General features: G+C 33.3%; 14 protein-coding genes. 11 read left to right on the top strand and 3 right to left on the bottom strand.

Features of this window, described 5'->3' with window-relative positions:
- Positions 1–16 precede the first annotated feature (16 nt).
- The 10 genes from ACXAHM_RS08970 (at position 17) to ACXAHM_RS09015 (ending at position 15,539) form a co-directional block, all read left to right on the top strand.
- Positions 17–2,986, top strand: a complete 2,970-nt coding sequence (locus ACXAHM_RS08970; protein ID WP_474960091.1) for a SusC/RagA family TonB-linked outer membrane protein — start codon at positions 17–19, stop codon at positions 2,984–2,986.
- An 11-nt stretch (positions 2,987–2,997) separates the two neighbouring features.
- Positions 2,998–4,377, top strand: a complete 1,380-nt coding sequence (locus ACXAHM_RS08975; protein ID WP_474960092.1) for a RagB/SusD family nutrient uptake outer membrane protein — start codon at positions 2,998–3,000, stop codon at positions 4,375–4,377.
- Between the two features lie 54 nt (positions 4,378–4,431).
- Positions 4,432–5,664: a PKD domain-containing protein gene (locus tag ACXAHM_RS08980; protein ID WP_474960093.1), complete on the top strand. Its 1,233-nt coding sequence runs from the start codon at positions 4,432–4,434 to the stop codon at positions 5,662–5,664.
- 67 nt (positions 5,665–5,731) lie between these two features.
- The gene (locus ACXAHM_RS08985) at positions 5,732–6,556 is read left to right on the top strand and encodes a cyanophycinase (RefSeq protein ID WP_474960094.1); all 825 of its coding nucleotides are present in this window, start codon (positions 5,732–5,734) and stop codon (positions 6,554–6,556) included.
- A gap of 4 nt (positions 6,557–6,560) precedes the next feature.
- On the top strand, positions 6,561–7,499 hold the full coding sequence (locus tag ACXAHM_RS08990; RefSeq protein WP_474960095.1) for an isoaspartyl peptidase/L-asparaginase family protein: 939 nt from the start codon (positions 6,561–6,563) through the stop codon (positions 7,497–7,499).
- Between the two features lie 51 nt (positions 7,500–7,550).
- Positions 7,551–8,924: a YfcC family protein gene (locus tag ACXAHM_RS08995; protein WP_474960096.1), complete on the top strand. Its 1,374-nt coding sequence runs from the start codon at positions 7,551–7,553 to the stop codon at positions 8,922–8,924.
- 180 nt (positions 8,925–9,104) lie between these two features.
- Complete coding sequence (locus tag ACXAHM_RS09000) at positions 9,105–11,204, top strand: GEVED domain-containing protein (protein WP_474960097.1); 2,100 nt, start codon at positions 9,105–9,107, stop codon at positions 11,202–11,204.
- A gap of 115 nt (positions 11,205–11,319) precedes the next feature.
- The gene (gene rocD / locus ACXAHM_RS09005; protein ID WP_474960098.1) at positions 11,320–12,570 is read left to right on the top strand and encodes an ornithine--oxo-acid transaminase; all 1,251 of its coding nucleotides are present in this window, start codon (positions 11,320–11,322) and stop codon (positions 12,568–12,570) included.
- A 249-nt stretch (positions 12,571–12,819) separates the two neighbouring features.
- Positions 12,820–14,292: a TlpA family protein disulfide reductase gene (locus ACXAHM_RS09010; RefSeq protein ID WP_474960099.1), complete on the top strand. Its 1,473-nt coding sequence runs from the start codon at positions 12,820–12,822 to the stop codon at positions 14,290–14,292.
- Between the two features lie 149 nt (positions 14,293–14,441).
- Positions 14,442–15,539 carry a WG repeat-containing protein gene (locus ACXAHM_RS09015; RefSeq protein ID WP_474960100.1) on the top strand — a complete coding sequence of 366 codons (1,098 nt, stop codon included), beginning with the start codon at positions 14,442–14,444 and terminating at the stop codon, positions 15,537–15,539.
- Between the two features lie 134 nt (positions 15,540–15,673).
- Here ACXAHM_RS09015 and ACXAHM_RS09020 read toward each other — a convergent pair whose 3' ends face one another.
- From ACXAHM_RS09020 to ACXAHM_RS09030, 3 genes are all read right to left on the bottom strand, one after another.
- Positions 15,674–16,078, bottom strand: a complete 405-nt coding sequence (locus tag ACXAHM_RS09020) for a hypothetical protein (RefSeq protein WP_474960101.1) — start codon at positions 16,076–16,078, stop codon at positions 15,674–15,676.
- Positions 16,079–16,118: 40 nt separating this feature from the next.
- On the bottom strand, positions 16,119–16,499 hold the full coding sequence (locus ACXAHM_RS09025) for a hypothetical protein (protein WP_474960102.1): 381 nt from the start codon (positions 16,497–16,499) through the stop codon (positions 16,119–16,121).
- A 246-nt stretch (positions 16,500–16,745) separates the two neighbouring features.
- The gene (locus ACXAHM_RS09030) at positions 16,746–18,863 is read right to left on the bottom strand and encodes a hypothetical protein (protein WP_474960103.1); all 2,118 of its coding nucleotides are present in this window, start codon (positions 18,861–18,863) and stop codon (positions 16,746–16,748) included.
- 455 nt (positions 18,864–19,318) lie between these two features.
- Between ACXAHM_RS09030 and ACXAHM_RS09035 the strand changes: the two genes are divergently transcribed.
- Complete coding sequence (locus ACXAHM_RS09035) at positions 19,319–19,813, top strand: hypothetical protein (RefSeq protein WP_474960104.1); 495 nt, start codon at positions 19,319–19,321, stop codon at positions 19,811–19,813.
- Positions 19,814–19,880: the final 67 nt, after the last annotated feature.

Here is a 19,880-nt window from a genome sequence, read left to right on the forward strand (position 1 = left end):
CCGAGCTTTATTTATTATGAAATACATACAATTACTTTTAATAAGTATTCTATTGTTGTGTAGTTTTGAGCACGTATATGCCCAAGAATTTACACTGAAAGGAAAGGTGATTTCTGATTTAGATAAAACACCTATTCCTGGCGTTACTATTTTTATTAAAGGAACGACAAACGGTACTGTTACAAACCTTGATGGAGAATACACGATCCTATTAAAAGAGACAGATAAAGGAAAAACGTTGATGTTTAACCATATTGGTATGACTTCACAAGAACATATTATTGGAGAGGCTTCTATCCTAAATGTCACTTTAAGTACAGATTTGGAAGAGTTAGAAGAGGTAACAGTCGTTGGTTATTCTTCTGAAAGTAAAAAACTTTTAAGCTCTTCTTTACAGAAAGTAGATAGTGAAGTTTTAAAAGATTTACCAGTTGCTACATTAGATGCTGCTTTAGCAGGACAAGCTTCGGGTGTTCAGATAAATTCTAATTCTGGAACTCCCGGAAGTGCATTGTCTGTGAGAGTTAGAGGTGTTGGTTCAGTCAATGCAGCCAATCAACCTTTATATGTAATAGACGGAATTCCAGTAATTACAGAAAATAGTTCACAAGTTAGTTTTAGTGGACAAACAATTAGTGCCTTATCTGATCTTTCACCTTCTGATATCGAGTCATTAACCGTATTAAAAGATGGTGCTGGAGCTGCAATTTATGGTTCAAGAGCCGCGAATGGTGTAGTTTTGATTACAACCAAAAGAGGATCTACGGGAAAAACTAAAATTAATTTTAATGCTTACGCAGGTATTCAAGAAGTCTATAAGAAGTATGACATGTTGAATAAACAGCAATGGTTTGAATTCAAAAATGATCAATTGGGTATTGACAAATACAGCCAAGAATACATAGATAATTATGCCTATGATACTGATTGGCAAGATCAAATTTTTCGTCAAGCCGCAATTACGAATTACGACTTATCGCTACAAGGAGGAAATGAGAAAACAAGCTTTTATTTATCAGGTAATTATTTCAATCAAGAAGGTATCATCATTGGTAGTGGCTACCAGAGAACAAACTTGAGAGCAAACATTGATCATCACTTTTCTGATCGTGTGAAATTAGGAACAAGTTTACAATTTGGTATGTCTGAAAATAATAGAATTGAAGGGGATCAGTCTTTAAATGGTCCATTACCAAATGCTCTTTCATTACCAGCGATTTTTCCAGTCTACAATGAGGACGGATCTTACAATGAGGATGGGCCGTATGCCAATCCTGTAGCTATTGGAACGGAAGCAACTAACAAAGCAATGACATATAGAGGTTTAGGAAACGCGTATTTAGATATAGCAATTCTTAATGACCTGACATTCAGGACACAAGTAGGGTTTGACTATTATAACTTAGTAGAACATAGTTATGATCCAGTGACAACTAGACAAGGAGCCTCTTATAATGGTTTAGGTTTTAGTGCCAATAATACTTCTATCAATACCACAGTCAATGCGACATTACAATATGCAAAGTCATTTGATAAACATAGAATAGATATACTTGCTGGATTTAGTTCAGAAAGTTATCAAAATAGAAGCAACTATATCCGAGGGCAAAACTTCTCAAGACCTGAATTTGAATATATCACTTCAGCCGCTGAAATTATTGAGGCAGACAGCTATGGTTTAGAAAGAGGATTGAACTCCTTCTTTGCAAAAGCCAATTACAGCTACGACAATAAGTATATTTTTGCTTTCAGCGTAAGACGAGATGGTTCTTCTAAATTCGGTACCAACAATAGGTATGGAACATTCCCATCTGCTTCTATAGCATGGAGAGTAATTGAAGAAAACTTCTTGAAAAATTCATCCACTTTCTCTGATTTTAAATTAAGAGGTAGTTATGGTTTGACGGGTAATGATGCGATCGGCGACTTTAGATATCAGGCATTATATGGTTCTGGCGCTGATTATAATGGTCAGCCAGGTATTAGCCCATCACAACTTCCTAATGAGAATTTGAAATGGGAAACCGTAAAACAAGCCAACTTTGGCATCGACTTAGGCTTCTGGAACAATAGAATGACCGTAACTGCTGAAGTTTATCAGAAATATACTTCTGATATGTTATTATCCAGACCACTTCCACCAACAACAGGTTTTTCATCTGTAATCTCAAACATTGGAGAAATGAGAAACCAAGGGATTGAATTACTCATCGGTTATGAAGTAGTGAGGAAAGAAGATTTTAATTGGAAAGCAACTTTAAATATGTCAACGTACAGAAACGAAGTCATGAAGCTTTACAATGGACAGCCTATTGATAATATCGGTAGAGGAAATAACCGCATTGAAGAAGGGGAGCCAATTAGTATTTTCTATGGCTATAATGCCCTTGGTGTGGATTCTTCAACAGGAGATATCGTTTTTGAAGATGTCAATAAAGATGGAGAAATTACAACTGCTGATAGAACAAAAATTGGTAATCCTCATCCAGATTTATTTGGTGGATTTACAAATACAATCAACTACAAAAACTTTGATTTAAACATCTTCTTACAATACTCAATAGGCAATGATATCTATAATGGTACAAGAGTTTATTTAGAATCAATGAAAGGAGAAGACAATCAGACCACAGCCATTTTAGACCGTTGGCAGCAACCTGGAGATGTTACAGATGTTCCAAGAGCAACAGCTAATGATCCTAATAATAATAATAGAGCGTCAAGTAGATTTGTAGAAGATGGCTCTTATCTCAGATTAAAAAATGTCACTTTAGGCTATACTTTACCTAAAGCTTTGACGAAGAAAATCTTTGTAGAGAGAATGAGACTTTATGTTTCAGGACAAAATCTATTTACAATAACAGGCTACTCTGGAATGGACCCTGAAGTAAATTATGCAGGGGATGATGGTGTAAGAATGGGAACAGATTTCTTCACTTATCCAAATGCTAGAGTTTATACAGCAGGTATCAATGTGTCATTCTAATCAACAGATTCATGAAAAAATTAAATTATATAGCAGGCTTATTTTTAATGACATTTTCAATGTCATGTGAAAGTAATTTAGATGTAAATCCAGTTGCTTCCATTGATGCAGAAGATGCCATCGTAGATGCAAGCGGATTGAACTCAGCACTGATGGGTTTATACAATGAATTTCAGTCTGATGCTTATTATGGCAGAGACTTATATATCTTAGGTGAACTTTCTGCCAATGATGGGAGAAGAACAGGAACATCATTGGATTATCAACAATTTGAAAACCATTCAATTTTAAGTGATAATGCTAGTGTTGAGAGTCTTTGGTCTCAAGCTTACAGTGCGATTAATAATGCCAATAACATTATCGAAAGAGGGGCATTGATTGAGATGGATGAAGCACAAAAAAATAATGCTTTGGGTGAAGCCTATTTTTTAAGAGCTTTGGCACACTTTGATTTATTAAAGCTTTTTGGAGGAGTTCCATTAAAAATAAAATCAACACAAGGTGTGATGGATGATGTAAATACACCAAGAAGCACTGTAGAAGAAGTGTACAATGCTGTACTTCAGGATTTAAATAGAGCTGCTGAAAATATTAGCTTAGATAAAGGAAACTATTTTGTAAGTCAAGCTGCTGTCATTGCATTGCAATCAAGAATAGAAATGTATTATGGAAATTACCTTCAGAATACAAATCAAGAGGGTACTTCACATTTTCAGAATGCATTAAACTATGCCAATCAAATCATTGAAAGTGGTGAGTTTGCCATAGAGGAAGATTTTAGTAACGTCTTTCTTCAAGATGAAAATACAGAAGTTATCTTCCAATTAAGTTTTTCTTCTCAAGACAGAAATAGAATGTCTTATTATTTATCACCTGTTTCTTTGGGAGGTAGAGGAGAAGTTAGTTATACCAATGGACTCGCTAATTCATACAAAAGAGATGACTTAAGATCAGCCTTTATTTTCCAAGATTTCCCAACACTTGATGGATCAGGAACAAGTAAAACGGTAGCGAAATATCAAGATTCGGCAAGTGGTGCAGATGCGATCATCATTTTACGTTTAGCTGAATTGTATTTAATCAAAGCAGAATGTCTTTATAACATTAATGGTTTAGGTGCTCAGACAGAAATCTTAGACGCGATTAATTCAGTTCGTAATAGAGCAATTACACCGTTAACGGCACTTGGTAGTGATCCGATTGCGACAATTTTAGAGGAAAGAAGATGGGAACTTTGCTTCGAGGGACACCGATGGTCAGATCTTGTGAGAACAAACAAAGCATCTTCAACATTGGGTATTTCTCAAAATGCAACCCTTTATCCAATTCCTTTGGTAGAAATTCAAACGAACACAAATATTTCAGTATCAGACCAAAATCCTGGTTACTAAAATACTATATAAAAAATACAATCTAATCACTTATCTAAATTTACTTCTATAATAATGAAAAAGTATTCGAATTTAATTTTAAAATTATTGGTAGCATTTTTACCAATATCATTTTTAGGGCTAACAACAAGTTGTACTGAAGAAGAAGAATTGCCTGCATTGGCAAGTGTAGTCGCTAACTTCTCTTATGAATTATCCAATGAAGGTGTTGCACCTTCGACTGTAAACTTTACAAATACATCAATTGCGGCAACATCTTATGTTTGGGATTTTGGGTATGATGGCGCAACATCAACAGACATGAATCCTGAGTTTACGTACGAAGAATTTGGTACATATGATGTTACATTAATTGCAAGATCTGATGATGATCGTGCAGATACTTTAGTACAACAAGTTATCATTAAAGACCCACTAGGTGGTAAGAAACCTACATTGTACTATACGGATAGAGCAACAGGTCAAATTCATATGATTGTTTTGGATGGTGCGGAAACTCCTACTATTCTTTCATTCGGTGAAAATCATAACAAACCATACGGTATTGTCGCTGATTTGGATAATGAAAATCTTTATGTCGTAGATCAAGCAGACGAATTAATGTATCAATACAATGCATTAGCAAATGGTGAAAAATCAATTTTACTGAATGTTGCAGACTTAGGAGATAAAGAACATATGATGTATTACCCAGCAGGTGTGAAAGTTATCGAAGGACGTTTATACTGGGGTGCTGATGGAGGAATTTATACTTCTGCATTGGATGGTACAGACTTAAAAGAATTAGTAACTTTCAGTACAAATACTGGCTACTTAGAAGGCTCTTTACCTCTTGGTATTACTTATGATGAAGAAAATCAAGTGATCTACTTTGCTAATGATGCTTATGACTTTAGTGGAGGTATTTACCAAGTTAATTTAGATGGTTCAGGTTTAACAGAAATCGTAGAAGGTGTTGATGCAGGTGATATTTCATTCCTTGATGGTAAATTGTACTATTTTGATTATGCAACATATAAAGGTACTATTTATGATATCGAATCTGGAGCTAAAAATGAATTTGTAGATTATCCTGAAAAATTTGTTTGGGGTACAATTGCTGATCCAATTACAAAGAAAATTTACTGGACAGATAGAGGAGCAAACGATGATGGAACTGATGGTAAAATCTGGTGTGCAAACCTAGATGGGACAGAACCAAAAGTGGTATTAGACATCAATAATGCACCCACAGTTGGTGAAGCAAAAACATTAAGACCTTACGCTTTAGGGTTAGGTTTATACTAAGTCATTTTAATAAGAATAATTTGAAAAAACCTCCCTTCAGCAATGAAGGGAGGGAAAAAAACAAATAATGATGAATAAGAAAAATCTAGGACTTTTTATACTCATAAGTTTATTATCCACATCACTTTTTGGACAAGGTAAACTCTTTATTATTGGAGGAGGCAAGCGACCACCTGCATTAGTACAAAGGTTGGCTGATGAAGCAAAATTAAAAGAGGGATATGGAATCGTACTGACGATGTCAAGTGCAGAGCCAGATACTTCAGGGTATTATGGAGTCCAACAATTTAAAAAATTAGGATTTGACAATGTCACTTATTCATTTTATTCTTCTGAAAACCCACTTTCTAAGACGGCTTTAGACTCTCTTCAAAAGGCCTCTTTGATCTATATTACTGGTGGTGATCAAAATCGTTTTATGCAACGTATCGATGGAACTGGAATTTATGACGCGATTCATCAATGCTATAAAAACGGTGGGATGATTGCTGGAACAAGTGCTGGAGCAGCGGTGATGAGTAAAGTGATGATTACGGGTGATGAAAAGAATTATCCAGAGTATGATGATACAGGAAGAACAATTGAGAGAGATAATTTAATCTATAGTACTGGATTAGGTTTACTGACTTCTGTTTTGATCGATCAACATTTTATTCAAAGAAGTCGTTATAATCGACTATTTACAGCTGTGATTGAACATCCTCATTTAAAAGGTATTGGGATAGATGAATCTACCGCTATTCTTGTTGAAGGAAAAATAGCAACAGTTATCGGGGAAAGTCAGGTGATACTTGTTGAGCAACCAAAAAAAATACAAACTACTAAAACCAAGATATCAGCTCAGAAAATGTCAATCAGTATTTTAAGTAGCGGTGAAAAAATAAAACTATAAGAAATTGGAACATACAAAAAATAAATTTGCCCTTGCTATTCACGGGGGTGCTGGAACGTTACTGCCTTCAGAAATTACTCCACAAAAAGAAAAAGAAATTAATGAGGCATTACAAGGTGTATTATATGCGGCAAGAAAATGCCTAAGTGATGGAGGTTCTGCTTTAGAAGCCGTTGAAATTGCAGTTGTTGCTTTAGAAAACTGCCCTTTGTTTAATGCAGGCAAAGGAGCTGTTATTGCCAATGATGGAACATTTGAAATGGAGGCTTCTATTATGTCTGGTAAAGATTTAGAAGCAGGTGCAGTAGCTGGAATTCGTCATATCAAAAACCCAATTGCATTAGCAAGAAAAATTCATGACAACGAAGACTTTGTGTATATGCATGGTGCTGGTGCGTTAGATTTTGCCAGAGAACACCAATTAGAAGAAGTTGAAGATGAATATTTCTTTACAGAGTCTCGACATAAACAATGGCTGATGGCGAGAGAAACCAATCAAATGTTGGTGGACCATGATGGTGAAAGAAAGTTCGGAACTGTTGGTGCCGTAGCATTGGATCAAGATGGAAATCTCGCAGCTGCAACTTCTACAGGAGGTCTGGTCAACAAAAGATATGGACGATTGGGAGATAGTTCTGTAATTGGTTCAGGCACTTATGCAAGCAATGAAAGTTGTGCCATTTCATGTACAGGTTATGGTGAATTTTTCTTGAAAGCAACAGTGGCAAGAGATATTGCTGCTTATATGGAATTTGCTAATAACTCATTGAAAGAGGCAACAGATAAAGTGGTGCACGATAAGCTTGTCAAAATGCAAGGTGAAGGTGGTGTGATTGCTGTCGATAAAGATGGAAATATAGAGCTTTCTTTTAATTCAGAAGGAATGTATAGAGGGTGGACAACCGACGGTGATGAAAAACTAAACGTTGCCATTTTCAAGTAATAGTATAACTATACATAGAAAATTAATATTCAGAAATAAACATTTTGTGGTATGAAAAAACTACCTGATACACTTGTCATCACTTCATGTATTTTACTCTTTTTCATTGTCTTGACATGGGTGATTTCTGCTGGTGAATTCCAACGAGAGGTTGTGGGTGGCAGAACGCTTTTGGTACCAAATACCTATCATGAGGTAGAAAGTCAGCCACAAAATATTATTTCTTTTTTCACAGCACCCATAAAAGGATTTGTTTCAGCAGCAGAAATCATTGCTTTTATATTTATTGTAGGTGGTGCATTTGGTATGTTGACAAAAACACAAGCGATAGAAGCGGGGTTAGAGAAATTAGTATTCTGGAGTAATAAAAATACGACCTATAAAAAGATACTTATCCCTTTCATTATCGTTTGTTTTTCAATTGCTGGAGCCACTTTCGGAATGTCAGAAGAAGTTCTCATTTTTATATTGATTACGATTCCAATGGCAAAAGCATTGAAACTCGATCCAATAGTTGGGGTCGCAATTCCATTTGTTGGTGCAGGAGTTGGTTTTGCAGGTGCGATCAGTAATCCCTTTACTATAGGTATTGCACAAGCAATTGCAGAAGTACCACTCTTTAGTGGTTGGGAATACCGCTTATTTATATGGTTTATTTTCACTTTTATCGGAGTGGCTTACATTATGTTTTACATCCGAAAAATTGAAAATAATCCAACCTCTCAGTTTTCAACCTCTTCGAAATTAATAGAGGAAGATAAGGGTACTTTATCCGTTACTTTCAATGCAAAAAGAGCGGTTATCCTTACTTTATTTCTCTTAGGAATCATCACTTTGGTCATTGGTGTCTCTAAATATCAATGGTACATGACAGAGATAGGAGCCCTATTCTTTGTGATAGGCTTTATTTCTTGTGTCATCGCGGGGATTAATGCGAATGAAATGAGTGAAAGTTTTATCAAAGGAGCAAAAGAGATGATGACTGCTGCAATGGTGATTGCTTTTTGCAAAGGTATTTTAATTATAGCAACAGAAGGGAAGATCATTGATACCGTACTTTATTCCATCACAAATTTAATGGACGGAATGCCAAGTTATGCAGCAGCAGAAGCCATGTTTTTATTCCAAAGTGCATTAAATACAGTTTTACCTTCTGGATCTGGACAGGCTGCACTCACAATGCCAATCACTGCTCCAATGAGTGATTTATTAGGAATTTCTCGACAAGTAGCGGTATTAGCATTCCAATTTGGTGATGGACTGACAAATCTAATTATTCCCACTAGTGGGGTAACAATGGGCGTTTTATCAATAGCAAAAATACCATATAATATATGGGTGAAATGGATGGCTCCACTACTTTTAATTCTAATGTCTACTGCAGGTATTCTATTAATTGGTCCCCTTTACTTTAACGTTTTATAATGACGAAAAAACTATTTCTCTATTTCAAAAGACATTAAACATTTACAGATAAATTAATTTACATTTTAGAATTAAATTATGTCATTCATTTATTATTACTTAATTACCAGCTCACATCTTTCTTTTAGAATGACATCCCAAAACTCTAAATGTATTCATTTTACTTAAACTTTAACTATTATGAAAAACGATTATTACCATTTAGAAAAAATTTTTCTATTGATTTTACTATCATTTTGTACGACAAATTTAATGGCTCAAGGTTTTACTTTCTCATTAGAAGGAGGGACATGGAATAGTCATGGAAATGTAACACCTCTTGGAGGAACGATGTTGGTTGGTGGAGCAGAAGTAGGAGGAGATGGAGAGGTCAATGCTACCCAATGGTTTGTAGACCAATCGGATGGTGGAGATTATCTGGTTTTAAGAACCGATGGCACAGGAGGACAAGCCTCATGGGTGTGGAGTAATTTTGGCAGTGATTTGAGCGCTGCAGCAGAACTTTCTGTGACGACAAGAAATGCGGCAAATAATGCTACAGTTGCACAATATATTCGAGATGCAGAAGCATTGTTTATAGCTGGCGGTGATCAAAGAGAATACATGGATCTTTGGAAAGGAACAGCTGTAGAAGAAGCATTAAACTATTTGATTAATGTAAAAAAAGTGCCTATTGGTGGTACTTCTGCAGGGATGGCAATAATGGGAGGAGCTTACTATGCTCCTGCATCTTCAGGTATTTTATCTTCTGAAATTTTGAATGATCCCTACCATCCATTTACTTCCAATTCATTATTCTATAATGACTTTTTAGAAAACCCATGGCTTACTAATGTAATTACAGATACACATTTGGATAGAGTTCATGGTACTAATGATGAAAACAGATATGGTAGAGCATTTGGCTTATTAGCAAGAACAATAGCAGATCAAAATGATCAAAATCGCTATGCAATAGCTTGTGATGAAGCTGTTTTTGTCTGTATTAATGACAATGGAATCGCAAAAGTATATGGAGATGGAGGCAATACACAATATCCCACAAAAGCTTATTTTATGGTCGGAAATTGTGCTACACCAGAAACGATAACAAGTGGTCAGGGTTTAGTATTTAATAATAATAATGCCGCAGTAAAAGCTTACGTCATTCAAGGTTCAGTAAACGGAAATGGTAATTCATTTAGTTTAGTGGATTGGACAACGGCTTCAGGAGGAGGTTGGATGGACCTTTATACAACAAATGGTTACAATGGATTTAATTTTATCAATGGATCAGGTGCCACTGTTGGAGCATCAGCCCCTAATTGTGGTGAAACACCTCCTCCCAATGTTTGTTCAATTCCATCTCCACAAGTAATTGAAACTACAGCTTCTTCTTTTACAGTATCATGGAATGGAACAGGAGCAGATGCATATAAAGTGAGACATAGAGTAACGGGTTCTTCCTCATGGACTACAGTGACCGTTTCTTCTACGAATTATACAATCAACGGATTAGAAACTACTACTACCTATGACTTCAGAGTAAGAAGTGTATGTGGAAGCGAACAGAGTAATTATTCTCCGATTCAGACGGTCACAACCAATGCTGAAGCATTAGAATATTGTGATTCTTATGCAACTTCCACTCGTTATGAATTTATAGATGAGGTGGGTATTGATGGAAACTATAACTTTTCTGGAGATAATAATGGATATGGAGATTATACTAACGTCACCTTTGATTTAACAAGAGGTAGTTCACACAGTATTTTTATAGATCCAAATACAAGTTCAAGAGAGAAGTTTGAAGTTTGGATTGATTATAATCAAGATGGAGTTTTTGATGCTTCAACGGAAGAAGTATTCTATCGTCAATCAAGAAGATCTTTTACGTCAAATTTTACGGTTCCGAGTACAGCAAAGTTAGGAACAACTCGAATGAGAATATCTATGCAATACAGCGATGATGGATATACTTATCCTTGTGATGTATTTGAATATGGTGAAGTTGAAGATTATACAGTTGTTATTTCTTCAGGTTCATCAGGAAGAAAAGCTGCGGGATCATTAGCTAGTGATTTGATGGAAAATATACTCTATCCGAATCCAACTCAAGGGAATATTTATTACCCCTCTCACTCCAAAGAAGTACAAATTACAGTCTACAATACTTTAGGAAATAAGCTGCTTAAAGTAAAAAAGAATAATGTAGACCTTACTGCACTCCAAAACGGAGTTTATTTTATTGAAATTATAGATGGAGATCAAAAATCCATTCAAAAAGTGGTGAAGCGATAACGTAGAGCGAAACCTTACTTTTGTGAGGTTTCCCTTCACTTTTATCTCAACTTTAGAGAAAGCTTTTCCCCATATATTTAGTCCTATTTTTCACATATAAAATTAATTTGACCTCATGAATAATGTTGTAAAAATGAGTTCATCTGAAGCTATTGAACTAGAAAAAAAATATGGAGCCAATAATTATGCTCCACTACCTGTTGTCTTAGAAAAAGGCGAAGGAGTGTATGTTTGGGATGTTGAGGGAAAAAAATATTTTGATTTTTTATCCGCTTACAGTGCTGTCAATCAAGGGCATGTTCACCCGAGAATTTTAGATAAAATGATCAAACAAGCCTCAAAATTGACATTAACATCAAGAGCTTTTTATTCAGATCAATTGGGTATTGCTGAGCAGAAGTTATGTGATCTTTTTGGTTTTGAACGTGCTATTCTAATGAATACGGGTGCGGAAGGAAATGAAACTGCAATCAAATTAGCAAGAAAATGGGGGTACGAAAGAAAAGGTATTCCTCAAAATGAAGCGATCATTATTGGTGTTGAAAAAAACTTTCATGGTCGAACAACAACAATTATTTCTGCTTCAACAGACCCGGTAGCAACAACAAATTTCGGTCCTTATATGCCAGGTTTTGAAATTGTACCTTACAATGATTTATCGGCATTGGAAATTGCCCTTCAAAATCCAAATGTGGCAGGGCTATGGATGGAACCAATTCAAGGTGAAGCAGGAGTTTATTTGCCCGATGAAGGATACCTTCGAAAAGCCCAAGAATTATGTACTCGACATAATGTGTTATTTATGGTTGATGAAGTACAGACAGGTGTAGGTAGAACTGGTAAATTGTTAGCTTCCGATTATGAAGGTTTCAAACCTGATATGGTTATTTTAGGAAAGGCTATTTCAGGTGGATTTTACCCTGTTTCTGCTGTACTCACTTCTTCTGAAGTGATGGATGTCTTCCAACCTGGGCAACATGGTTCAACGTATGGTGGTAATCCATTAGCCTGTGCAGTAATGATGGAAGCGTTGGATGTTTTAGTGGATGAAAGGCTTACAGAAAATGCCTATGAATTAGGTCAACTTTTCAGAGATAAAATGCAGGAATTGTGTGATCAGTCAGACCTATTAATAGGGGTAAGAGGAAAAGGTCTATTAAATGCACTTTTGGTCAATGATACAGAGGAAGGGTCTTTAGCCACAAAACTATGTTATGAATTAATGCATAATGGATTGTTAGCAAAACCAACTCATGGTAATATCATTCGCTTTGCACCTCCATTAGTCATCAATAAAAGTCAACTTCTAAAATGTATAGATATTATTAAGACAGCAGTCAATAATTTTGAATTGGTTATTGCGTAACTAAGCGCAAGTTCTACGTGATTAAGTTGAACAAGCATTGGATAGTATTCAGTGCTTGTTTTTTGTTAATAATAAAAAAAAGGTGTCTTTAAAATTTAAATACCGTTAATTTATATGTTCTAACTCATTTATTATCGGTCTATTAGCTGAACTTTTCAATCTACATTAACTATTACCAAAATGCTTAAATTAATATCAAAAACTTTACTGTTACTGACTTGCCTTTATTGCTTCAGCTGTCAGCCTAAAATGGAGGAGACACAAGAATCTCAGAATGTTGAGCCTCAACGACCCGATCATATCGTATTGATTCTTCACCACATAAATTACACAGGTTGGTACGAGTACGCATCAGGTAGAAGAACTACAACAGATGAAAATGTAAATGGTGTTTTACATTACACTGATAGTATACTAAATAAAATTCCTTTTATGCCAACAGGAAAAATTGATACTTTGATAATTCCTGCCAATGGAAGAGACTATGTAGACATTAATTATCATTACAAAGTCCTTGAAAACGTTTATTTTCTTGTTAAAAAAGGGGATACTTTGGATATAAATTTGGATGATAAAGAATACCCAAAGATGACTAGTAGACAATTCCCTGCATTGAATCCGTACATTAATTTTATAGGAAATATTCCTAGTAGAATTAGTAAAAATGGAGAGGATGGTTTTAGTGTATCAACATTGTTATACGATGGATGGAATATCACAAAGAACGAACTCTATGCACAAGATCCTAACGATTTTAAGGCTGTTTTTAAAGAGGAGGAATTTATACCGTTAGATACTTTACAAGAGGAAATGAAAGCGTATCAAATTACTTATAAAAATGCTCTTTTACAATTTGATAAATTCGTGGAAACAGATCCAAAACTAGCCAAAGATATCAAAGCTTATAAAGACTATTACACAAACTTGTTGACTTATCAGAATATCTTAAATGCTAATAATGCAAGTTATTTTAAAAAGGATATCAGCATTGATGAAGAGATGGTTTATTCTTTGATGAATGATGAGGAAATCAACTTTCAAAGCTATCAAAATTTTGTTGGTGTTTTGAATACCATCGAATCAAGAAGGGAAAATGTAGCTTTATTACGTTTCAAACAAGGAAGTACTTTAGATCCTAGAACTACTTTTGATAATATTTTAAAGAATAAAAATATACCACCAAGATCAAAAAGATTGTTATTAAGAAACACCTTTAAATCCATGTTTTCCAACCAATTGGATGGTGTAGAAGAGTACTTGGCTTTATATGAAGCTTACACAAAAGATTCAATTTATGTAAAGGAACAAACGATCAAATATAATTTGACGATGAATAGTCAGCATTTATATATAGAAAATCAAGAAGGCAGTATTTTTACATTAGCAGAAGTTTTAAAGCAATATAAAGGTAAAAAAGTATTGATAGATTTTTGGGCGACATGGTGTGCTCCTTGTATTAAAGAGATTCCTTACTTACAGAAGTACCAGAATGAAAATAAGCAAAACGTACAAGTCATCGCCTTATCCATCGAAGATGATGTTGAAGCTTGGAAATCCAATGAAAAAGTAAAAAAATCTATCATTCCTCAATTTAGAATACTCAATCGTTATACATCACAACGTTATAAACAATACCAGATTGAGACAATTCCTCGCTATTTGTTATTTGACCCAAAAGGTGAAATTGCAGACCTTAATTTCCCTAGACCTAGTACATTATAAACCAATTAATTAGAGATCTATAACAATGAATTAGTATAATTTTGAATACTAATTCATTTTTTATTAGCGATATTTCATAAACAATTTGGAATTTCAATTAATTAGGATACATTTACATTTCATCATTTTTATAAATTATTCTAATTAAGATGACTAGACTATCTAAATTGACATTCTCTATGCTACTACTCATCTGCCAAATGACTTTTGCGCAGGATGATGATTGGGGAAGTGATAACGAAAATTCGAAATATAAAATCTTTACCGAAAAGGATAAAAAAGGCATTAAAGATCAAAACAATAACGTTGTTGTGAAAGCTAATTACGATGAAATTGGTGACCAATTTACGATAGACCTTTTTGAAAATGGATTTGAAAAAGTAAAACAAAATAATGCTTTTGGTTTAATTAATAGTGAAGGAAAGGAAATCATCTTACCAGAATATTCTACATTAGAAGTACATCAAGAAAACCAATACATTCTTGTCGAAAAGGAAGAGAAATGGGGTATTCTTGCCATGGATGGAAAAATAGTGGTTCCTTTGAAATATGATGATATTGAATTTTTCAATCCTTTACATACTAAAATGCTTATTCCAGTAAAAGTAGAGAACCTTTGGGGTGCTATTACTTTGGAAAATAAAATGGTATTCCAACCTCAATTCGAAACAATGGGACCTTTTTATGAAACTGGTGTTAGTATTGTTGAAAAAGATAAGAAAATCGGTTACATCAATTATAAAGGAGAAGTCATTGCACCTTGCAAGTATGATGAAGGGTATACTTTGTCAGGTTATCGCACAGCTGTTTCTCAAAATAATCTTTGGACAGTTATTGATATTACAGGAAAGGAACTATTTCCAATGGAATACTCATTTATCCGTGTGATAGAAGATACCGATATCGTATTTGCTAATAAAGGAGGCAAATTCAAACGTACATATGATAAGGATACGGCTGAAGGTGGAAAATGGGCCATCATGAAAAATGATGGTACAATGATTACGGACTTTGAATTTGATGAAATAAGTACTTGGCCAAGAGGTGTCATTGAAGGAATCTTACCACTTAAAATGAAAAATAAGTGGGGACTAATTTCTCTTGAAGGAGAAATGATTGCTGATTTTCAATACGATGACTTGGCAGGGTTTAGCAGAGTAAGCGGCCACAACTATCTATTTAATATGATTAAGGATGGAAAAAAAGTCTTTGTCAATATCGAAGGCAAAGAAGTGATACTCGATTAGATAAAAACAAAAAGCTCATAGATCCGAAGATGTATGAGCTTTTTTTGTGCATTGCTTAATACAGTCGATTTGGTTAACACGTCTGTACGCTACAAATCTATATATATTGAAAACTAGTTGTGTGCTAAAACAGATTACCCTAAGTGAGTAAGTAAAGCTGCATGATCAACTTTAGCAAGCATTTGCTTTTCAGACTCATGCTCGTCAGTTTCTACTTCACTAATGATGATATTATGAAGATCTTTACGATGAGTTTCTAAGTATTTTTTGAATACTTCACCCTCATTTGCTTTACCTTTACCATGAGAAGCAATTACTAAACCACTAAAGTCTTTGATTTCAGCAATGATTTCTTTGAAGAAATGAACGTCCTCATTGTTATTTTTTCCATCATTTACTTTTTTATTATGTAAATGCCAGTGTAATTTTTCAGGGTCGTTTGGCGTATTTTCAGCCACTTTACCTTCTTCAATTCCTCCTAATGTATAAATAACAGCACCGCGGTGATCAATTTTTAGTAAACCAATTGTTTTTTGCATTTTTCTAGTGTTTATGTATTGTTTAAAGTTAAATTATATATTACATCCACTCTTGGCAGAAACGTAAGAATTTTCTCTTTAATTCAGAGTAAATTTTGTGGAATTTCTCCATTTCTACGTGCATTTTTTCATGATTATCAAAGTGTGTATGCATTGCTTTGATTTCATTTTCCTCAGCAGCATTTGCTAACTCAGTCTCATGTAATTTGATATTATGCATCAAAGTATCAATCACTTCGTTTTGCACTTTAAATTGGTTGTTGAATTGCTCTAACTCAGCACGAATAGGTTCTTTTGTATTTTTCTCAGTTAATTCAGCTACACGATCAACGTACAATTGAATTTGACCTTTGTAAAAAGATAATTCGTTTTCCCAATTTTTATGCTCGAAATGTAATGTTGATAAATTTGAAGTTTTCATAATCTTTATTTTTTTTCTGAAATGAATCTTATGGTATGCTTATACTGAGATGTAAATCATTTAGTTACATATGAATGGACGATTTTAAATAAATAATCAATATGTGAAATTGAATAATCAGTTTATGCAATTTTCACACTTTAATCTTTAATTATTTTGTGCTTATTGATATTATTAAAAAAAATATACCCTCTCAAATAAAATAAATTATAAGAGAGGGTATAGAAGTAGTTCACACAAGGAATATTACAATTCTTCATCAAAGAAATCTATATATTCTGAAATAGGAATGCTTTCCTTATGTTCGAATATATAATTCATGTCAGGTTTTGCAACACTATGATTATGAAGTGTATATCTATTTTTAAGATCAGTAATCAATGGGATGATTAGTTCTACTTTTACAGGTTCTTGATGGATCAAATAAGGTGTAAGTCTTACTTTCTTTTGAATTAATAAAGAGAGGTCATTGACCACTTTATCTACATCTTTATGTATATCACCAATGATATCTATTTTATCAATCCTTCCTTTTTCATTTAAGATCATAGATAAATAATAATGTCCATTGTAGTTATTATCAATACTTTCCTGTAATGCTGAAGGATGATCCAATACGTATTTATTGATTATCTTCTGCATCGGTGAAAAATCATAATCTTGGACTTGATCAGTGTAAGAGTAGATTTTTTGATTATTTTCCATTCTACTTAAAAAGATCAACTTCTCATTTGAAAAAGTAATTTTTGCTTCCTTATTGGTGTAAGGATCATTTATGGTAAATTCTTCATTATTAAAATTAATAGGTTGTCCATTAGGATCATTAATCGTTTCAAAAGTGGGGTAATAAAAATTCTTATTGTACATTCTGATAAGAATTTGTGTAATATGATAACTATAGAAAATATTCTTTGTGCCAGGGTAGAATATATTATAGTGTTTCATATTCCCTTCTAAATCATATTGATATTGTGCAAATCTCTTTCCATTGGTATAAAAAGAAGAATTAAGAGACTTAACATACATCTTATCAATAGAAGAATGATAATTGATATCTGCAAGTTTCTGATTATTCTTATAATACGTTATTGTGAAGAAATCATTATCGAATGAAGTCACAATACCTTTATAATTTGTTTTTTCTGAAACAGGATGCCATGTATTTGTATAGTAAAGAGGTTGCTGATCTAAAAAGTGATCGTAATATTTTTTTAGCTGAAAAAAGCGATGCATTTTTTTAGCTGAAAATTTCACATTGTTATTTCTAAATTCAAAAGTACTTACAATTCCATGATAAGTCGATGAATCTTGATTTGTGATCGCTTTATCTTCCATTGTATAAGTAACCAAACTTTTGATCATTCTACTCCAAAAAGTTGAACGTTGATGATAAGTGAAGAGGGTTTCTTCGTTGACTTCTGGATACTCTTCTACTTTTTCCCATAATCCATGTTCATTGTTATAGACATAATTATTTGGTCTTGTGACACCTATATTCTGTGCATACTCTTTATCATTGTTGATACGATACTTATAACTTAACACAAGAGGGTATTTAATCTTCTGCCCCTTTTCTAGAATACTTTTAGTTGTAAAAATTGAATCTTGTACAGAAACAAGTGTTTTAAAATTTTGAGGGATTAGTTCCGTTTCGAATTCAGAAGTCAAATACTTTTTATATTTAATCGCTTTGTTTGTGATATAATAAAATACTGTATCTTTTTTATGGTTGTTAAAAGTGACAATACCTTTTATGAAATTGTATTTCTTTTGTTTAAGAAGAGTAATTTCTAATGGCGTGTAAATGGAATCATTAATAAAAACATCTTCTAAAACTGCAGTGTTGTAAGTTGACCAATAATTATCTTTTTTTCCTTTATAAAAAAATAACTCTTCTACTTTACCATCTGATTTATTTACGATTTGATCACCAAAAGCATATTCGCCATGATGTTTACGGTAAAGGATAGCATATTTTCTTTTTGTCATTTTGCCATTAATGTAGGCACTATAGACAATATTTGTAGAATCTTCTCCAATAGTTACAGTATTGATTTGTCTTCCATTAATCACCTTAATATCAATATCATCGACATTTTGCTTAAAATGAAAATTACCATTTATATTTTTAACATAACCTGTTAATTCTTTTTCGTCTTTAAGACGTATTTTCCCTTTCGCAAATTCTTGGACTTTTGTCTGTAAAATTAATTTCTTTTTAGGAGCAAAGTTGAAGTCCATTGCCATGCCATTTAAAGGAAATCCATTCACGTCTGTTTTTATACCCAATGAAGTCTGAGAAAAAGCGGTTATTGAGAGTAGAGAAAAAAAGAGGATATATACTTTAATAAATAAGTGCTTCATAACTTGAGGAGAAAAAATTTTATTGATAGTGTTCATTTCATCTATATTTCCAACACTCTGAAGAAGAATCAATGTGTAAGAATAATACTGTACTATTTTATGAAAAAATATTCACAAAAAATGTTTCTTACATTTCAAACAGTGTCTTTGGCCAAAATATATACCATTAATTGGAACATAATCAACCTTTCTGAATTGAAAATAACGCAAAATTGGACAATTAAACCTCTACAAAATTCTTGGAGAATGTACTTTTACTCTTAAATATACAATTGGAACCCTTTAAGAAAATGAAAATAATAGTGTCGTTGTTAAATGAAAATGTCTGTACATTCAAAGAAAAGAGATACTGTAATCAATCCTTAGAAAGATAGAAAATTCATAACCAAGAATATTATCAATAAAGTGAATTACCTATATTACTTTTTGAAATGAAGAATACTTAAAATAAAATTATGAGAACACTATTTTTTACGCTTATCTCAATTTGCTCTTTACAAACTTTTGCTCAAACAAACTTAGAGACTTTCCAACCTTTAACAGAGAAAACATGGAAAGCTTCAGGGACATGGGGTGATGGTAGTAAATTTTATCAAGAGATTACTTTTAACTATAATTTAAATCAAAAAATTATAGAAGCTTCGACAATAGGATTTACAGATAAAGCACAAGTAGAGATAGGACCCCGAAATCAAGGCATTCGTTTTTTTGATACTAAAATAAAAGAAATTCGATTTTGGGAATTTGATATATTTGGTCAGTTGACAGAAGGTAAAGTTCTTGTGGATGGAAAATCACATTACTATCAATATAAATATGGAGATACTATCGTGACAGATGGTTGGGAATTTCAAGATACATCTACCTATATTTTTAAAGTTGGTATATATAATGAAGGAAAATGGGAGAAAGTTTTCTTGGAAACAACATTTCATGAGGTCGTGAAATAATCCAAAAAATTGTAAGAGGATTATCTTATAAATTCACTATAATTTTTATATTTGTTTAAAATAACAA

It is taken from the genome of Flammeovirga sp. AWQ4_249 (assembly GCF_056161045.1).

Coding starts and splice junctions, on each gene's coding strand:
- rocD (WP_474960098.1), top strand. CDS start 11,320: ATGAATAATGTTGTAAAAATGAGTTCATCTGAAGCTATTGAACTAGAA.
- ACXAHM_RS08975 (WP_474960092.1), top strand. CDS start 2,998: ATGAAAAAATTAAATTATATAGCAGGCTTATTTTTAATGACATTTTCA.
- ACXAHM_RS09035 (WP_474960104.1), top strand. CDS start 19,319: ATGAGAACACTATTTTTTACGCTTATCTCAATTTGCTCTTTACAAACT.
- ACXAHM_RS08970 (WP_474960091.1), top strand. CDS start 17: ATGAAATACATACAATTACTTTTAATAAGTATTCTATTGTTGTGTAGT.
- ACXAHM_RS09000 (WP_474960097.1), top strand. CDS start 9,105: ATGAAAAACGATTATTACCATTTAGAAAAAATTTTTCTATTGATTTTA.
- ACXAHM_RS09010 (WP_474960099.1), top strand. CDS start 12,820: ATGGAGGAGACACAAGAATCTCAGAATGTTGAGCCTCAACGACCCGAT.
- ACXAHM_RS09020 (WP_474960101.1), bottom strand. CDS start 16,078: ATGCAAAAAACAATTGGTTTACTAAAAATTGATCACCGCGGTGCTGTT.
- ACXAHM_RS08995 (WP_474960096.1), top strand. CDS start 7,551: ATGAAAAAACTACCTGATACACTTGTCATCACTTCATGTATTTTACTC.
- ACXAHM_RS09025 (WP_474960102.1), bottom strand. CDS start 16,499: ATGAAAACTTCAAATTTATCAACATTACATTTCGAGCATAAAAATTGG.
- ACXAHM_RS09015 (WP_474960100.1), top strand. CDS start 14,442: ATGACTAGACTATCTAAATTGACATTCTCTATGCTACTACTCATCTGC.
- ACXAHM_RS08985 (WP_474960094.1), top strand. CDS start 5,732: ATGATGAATAAGAAAAATCTAGGACTTTTTATACTCATAAGTTTATTA.
- ACXAHM_RS09030 (WP_474960103.1), bottom strand. CDS start 18,863: ATGAAGCACTTATTTATTAAAGTATATATCCTCTTTTTTTCTCTACTC.
- ACXAHM_RS08980 (WP_474960093.1), top strand. CDS start 4,432: ATGAAAAAGTATTCGAATTTAATTTTAAAATTATTGGTAGCATTTTTA.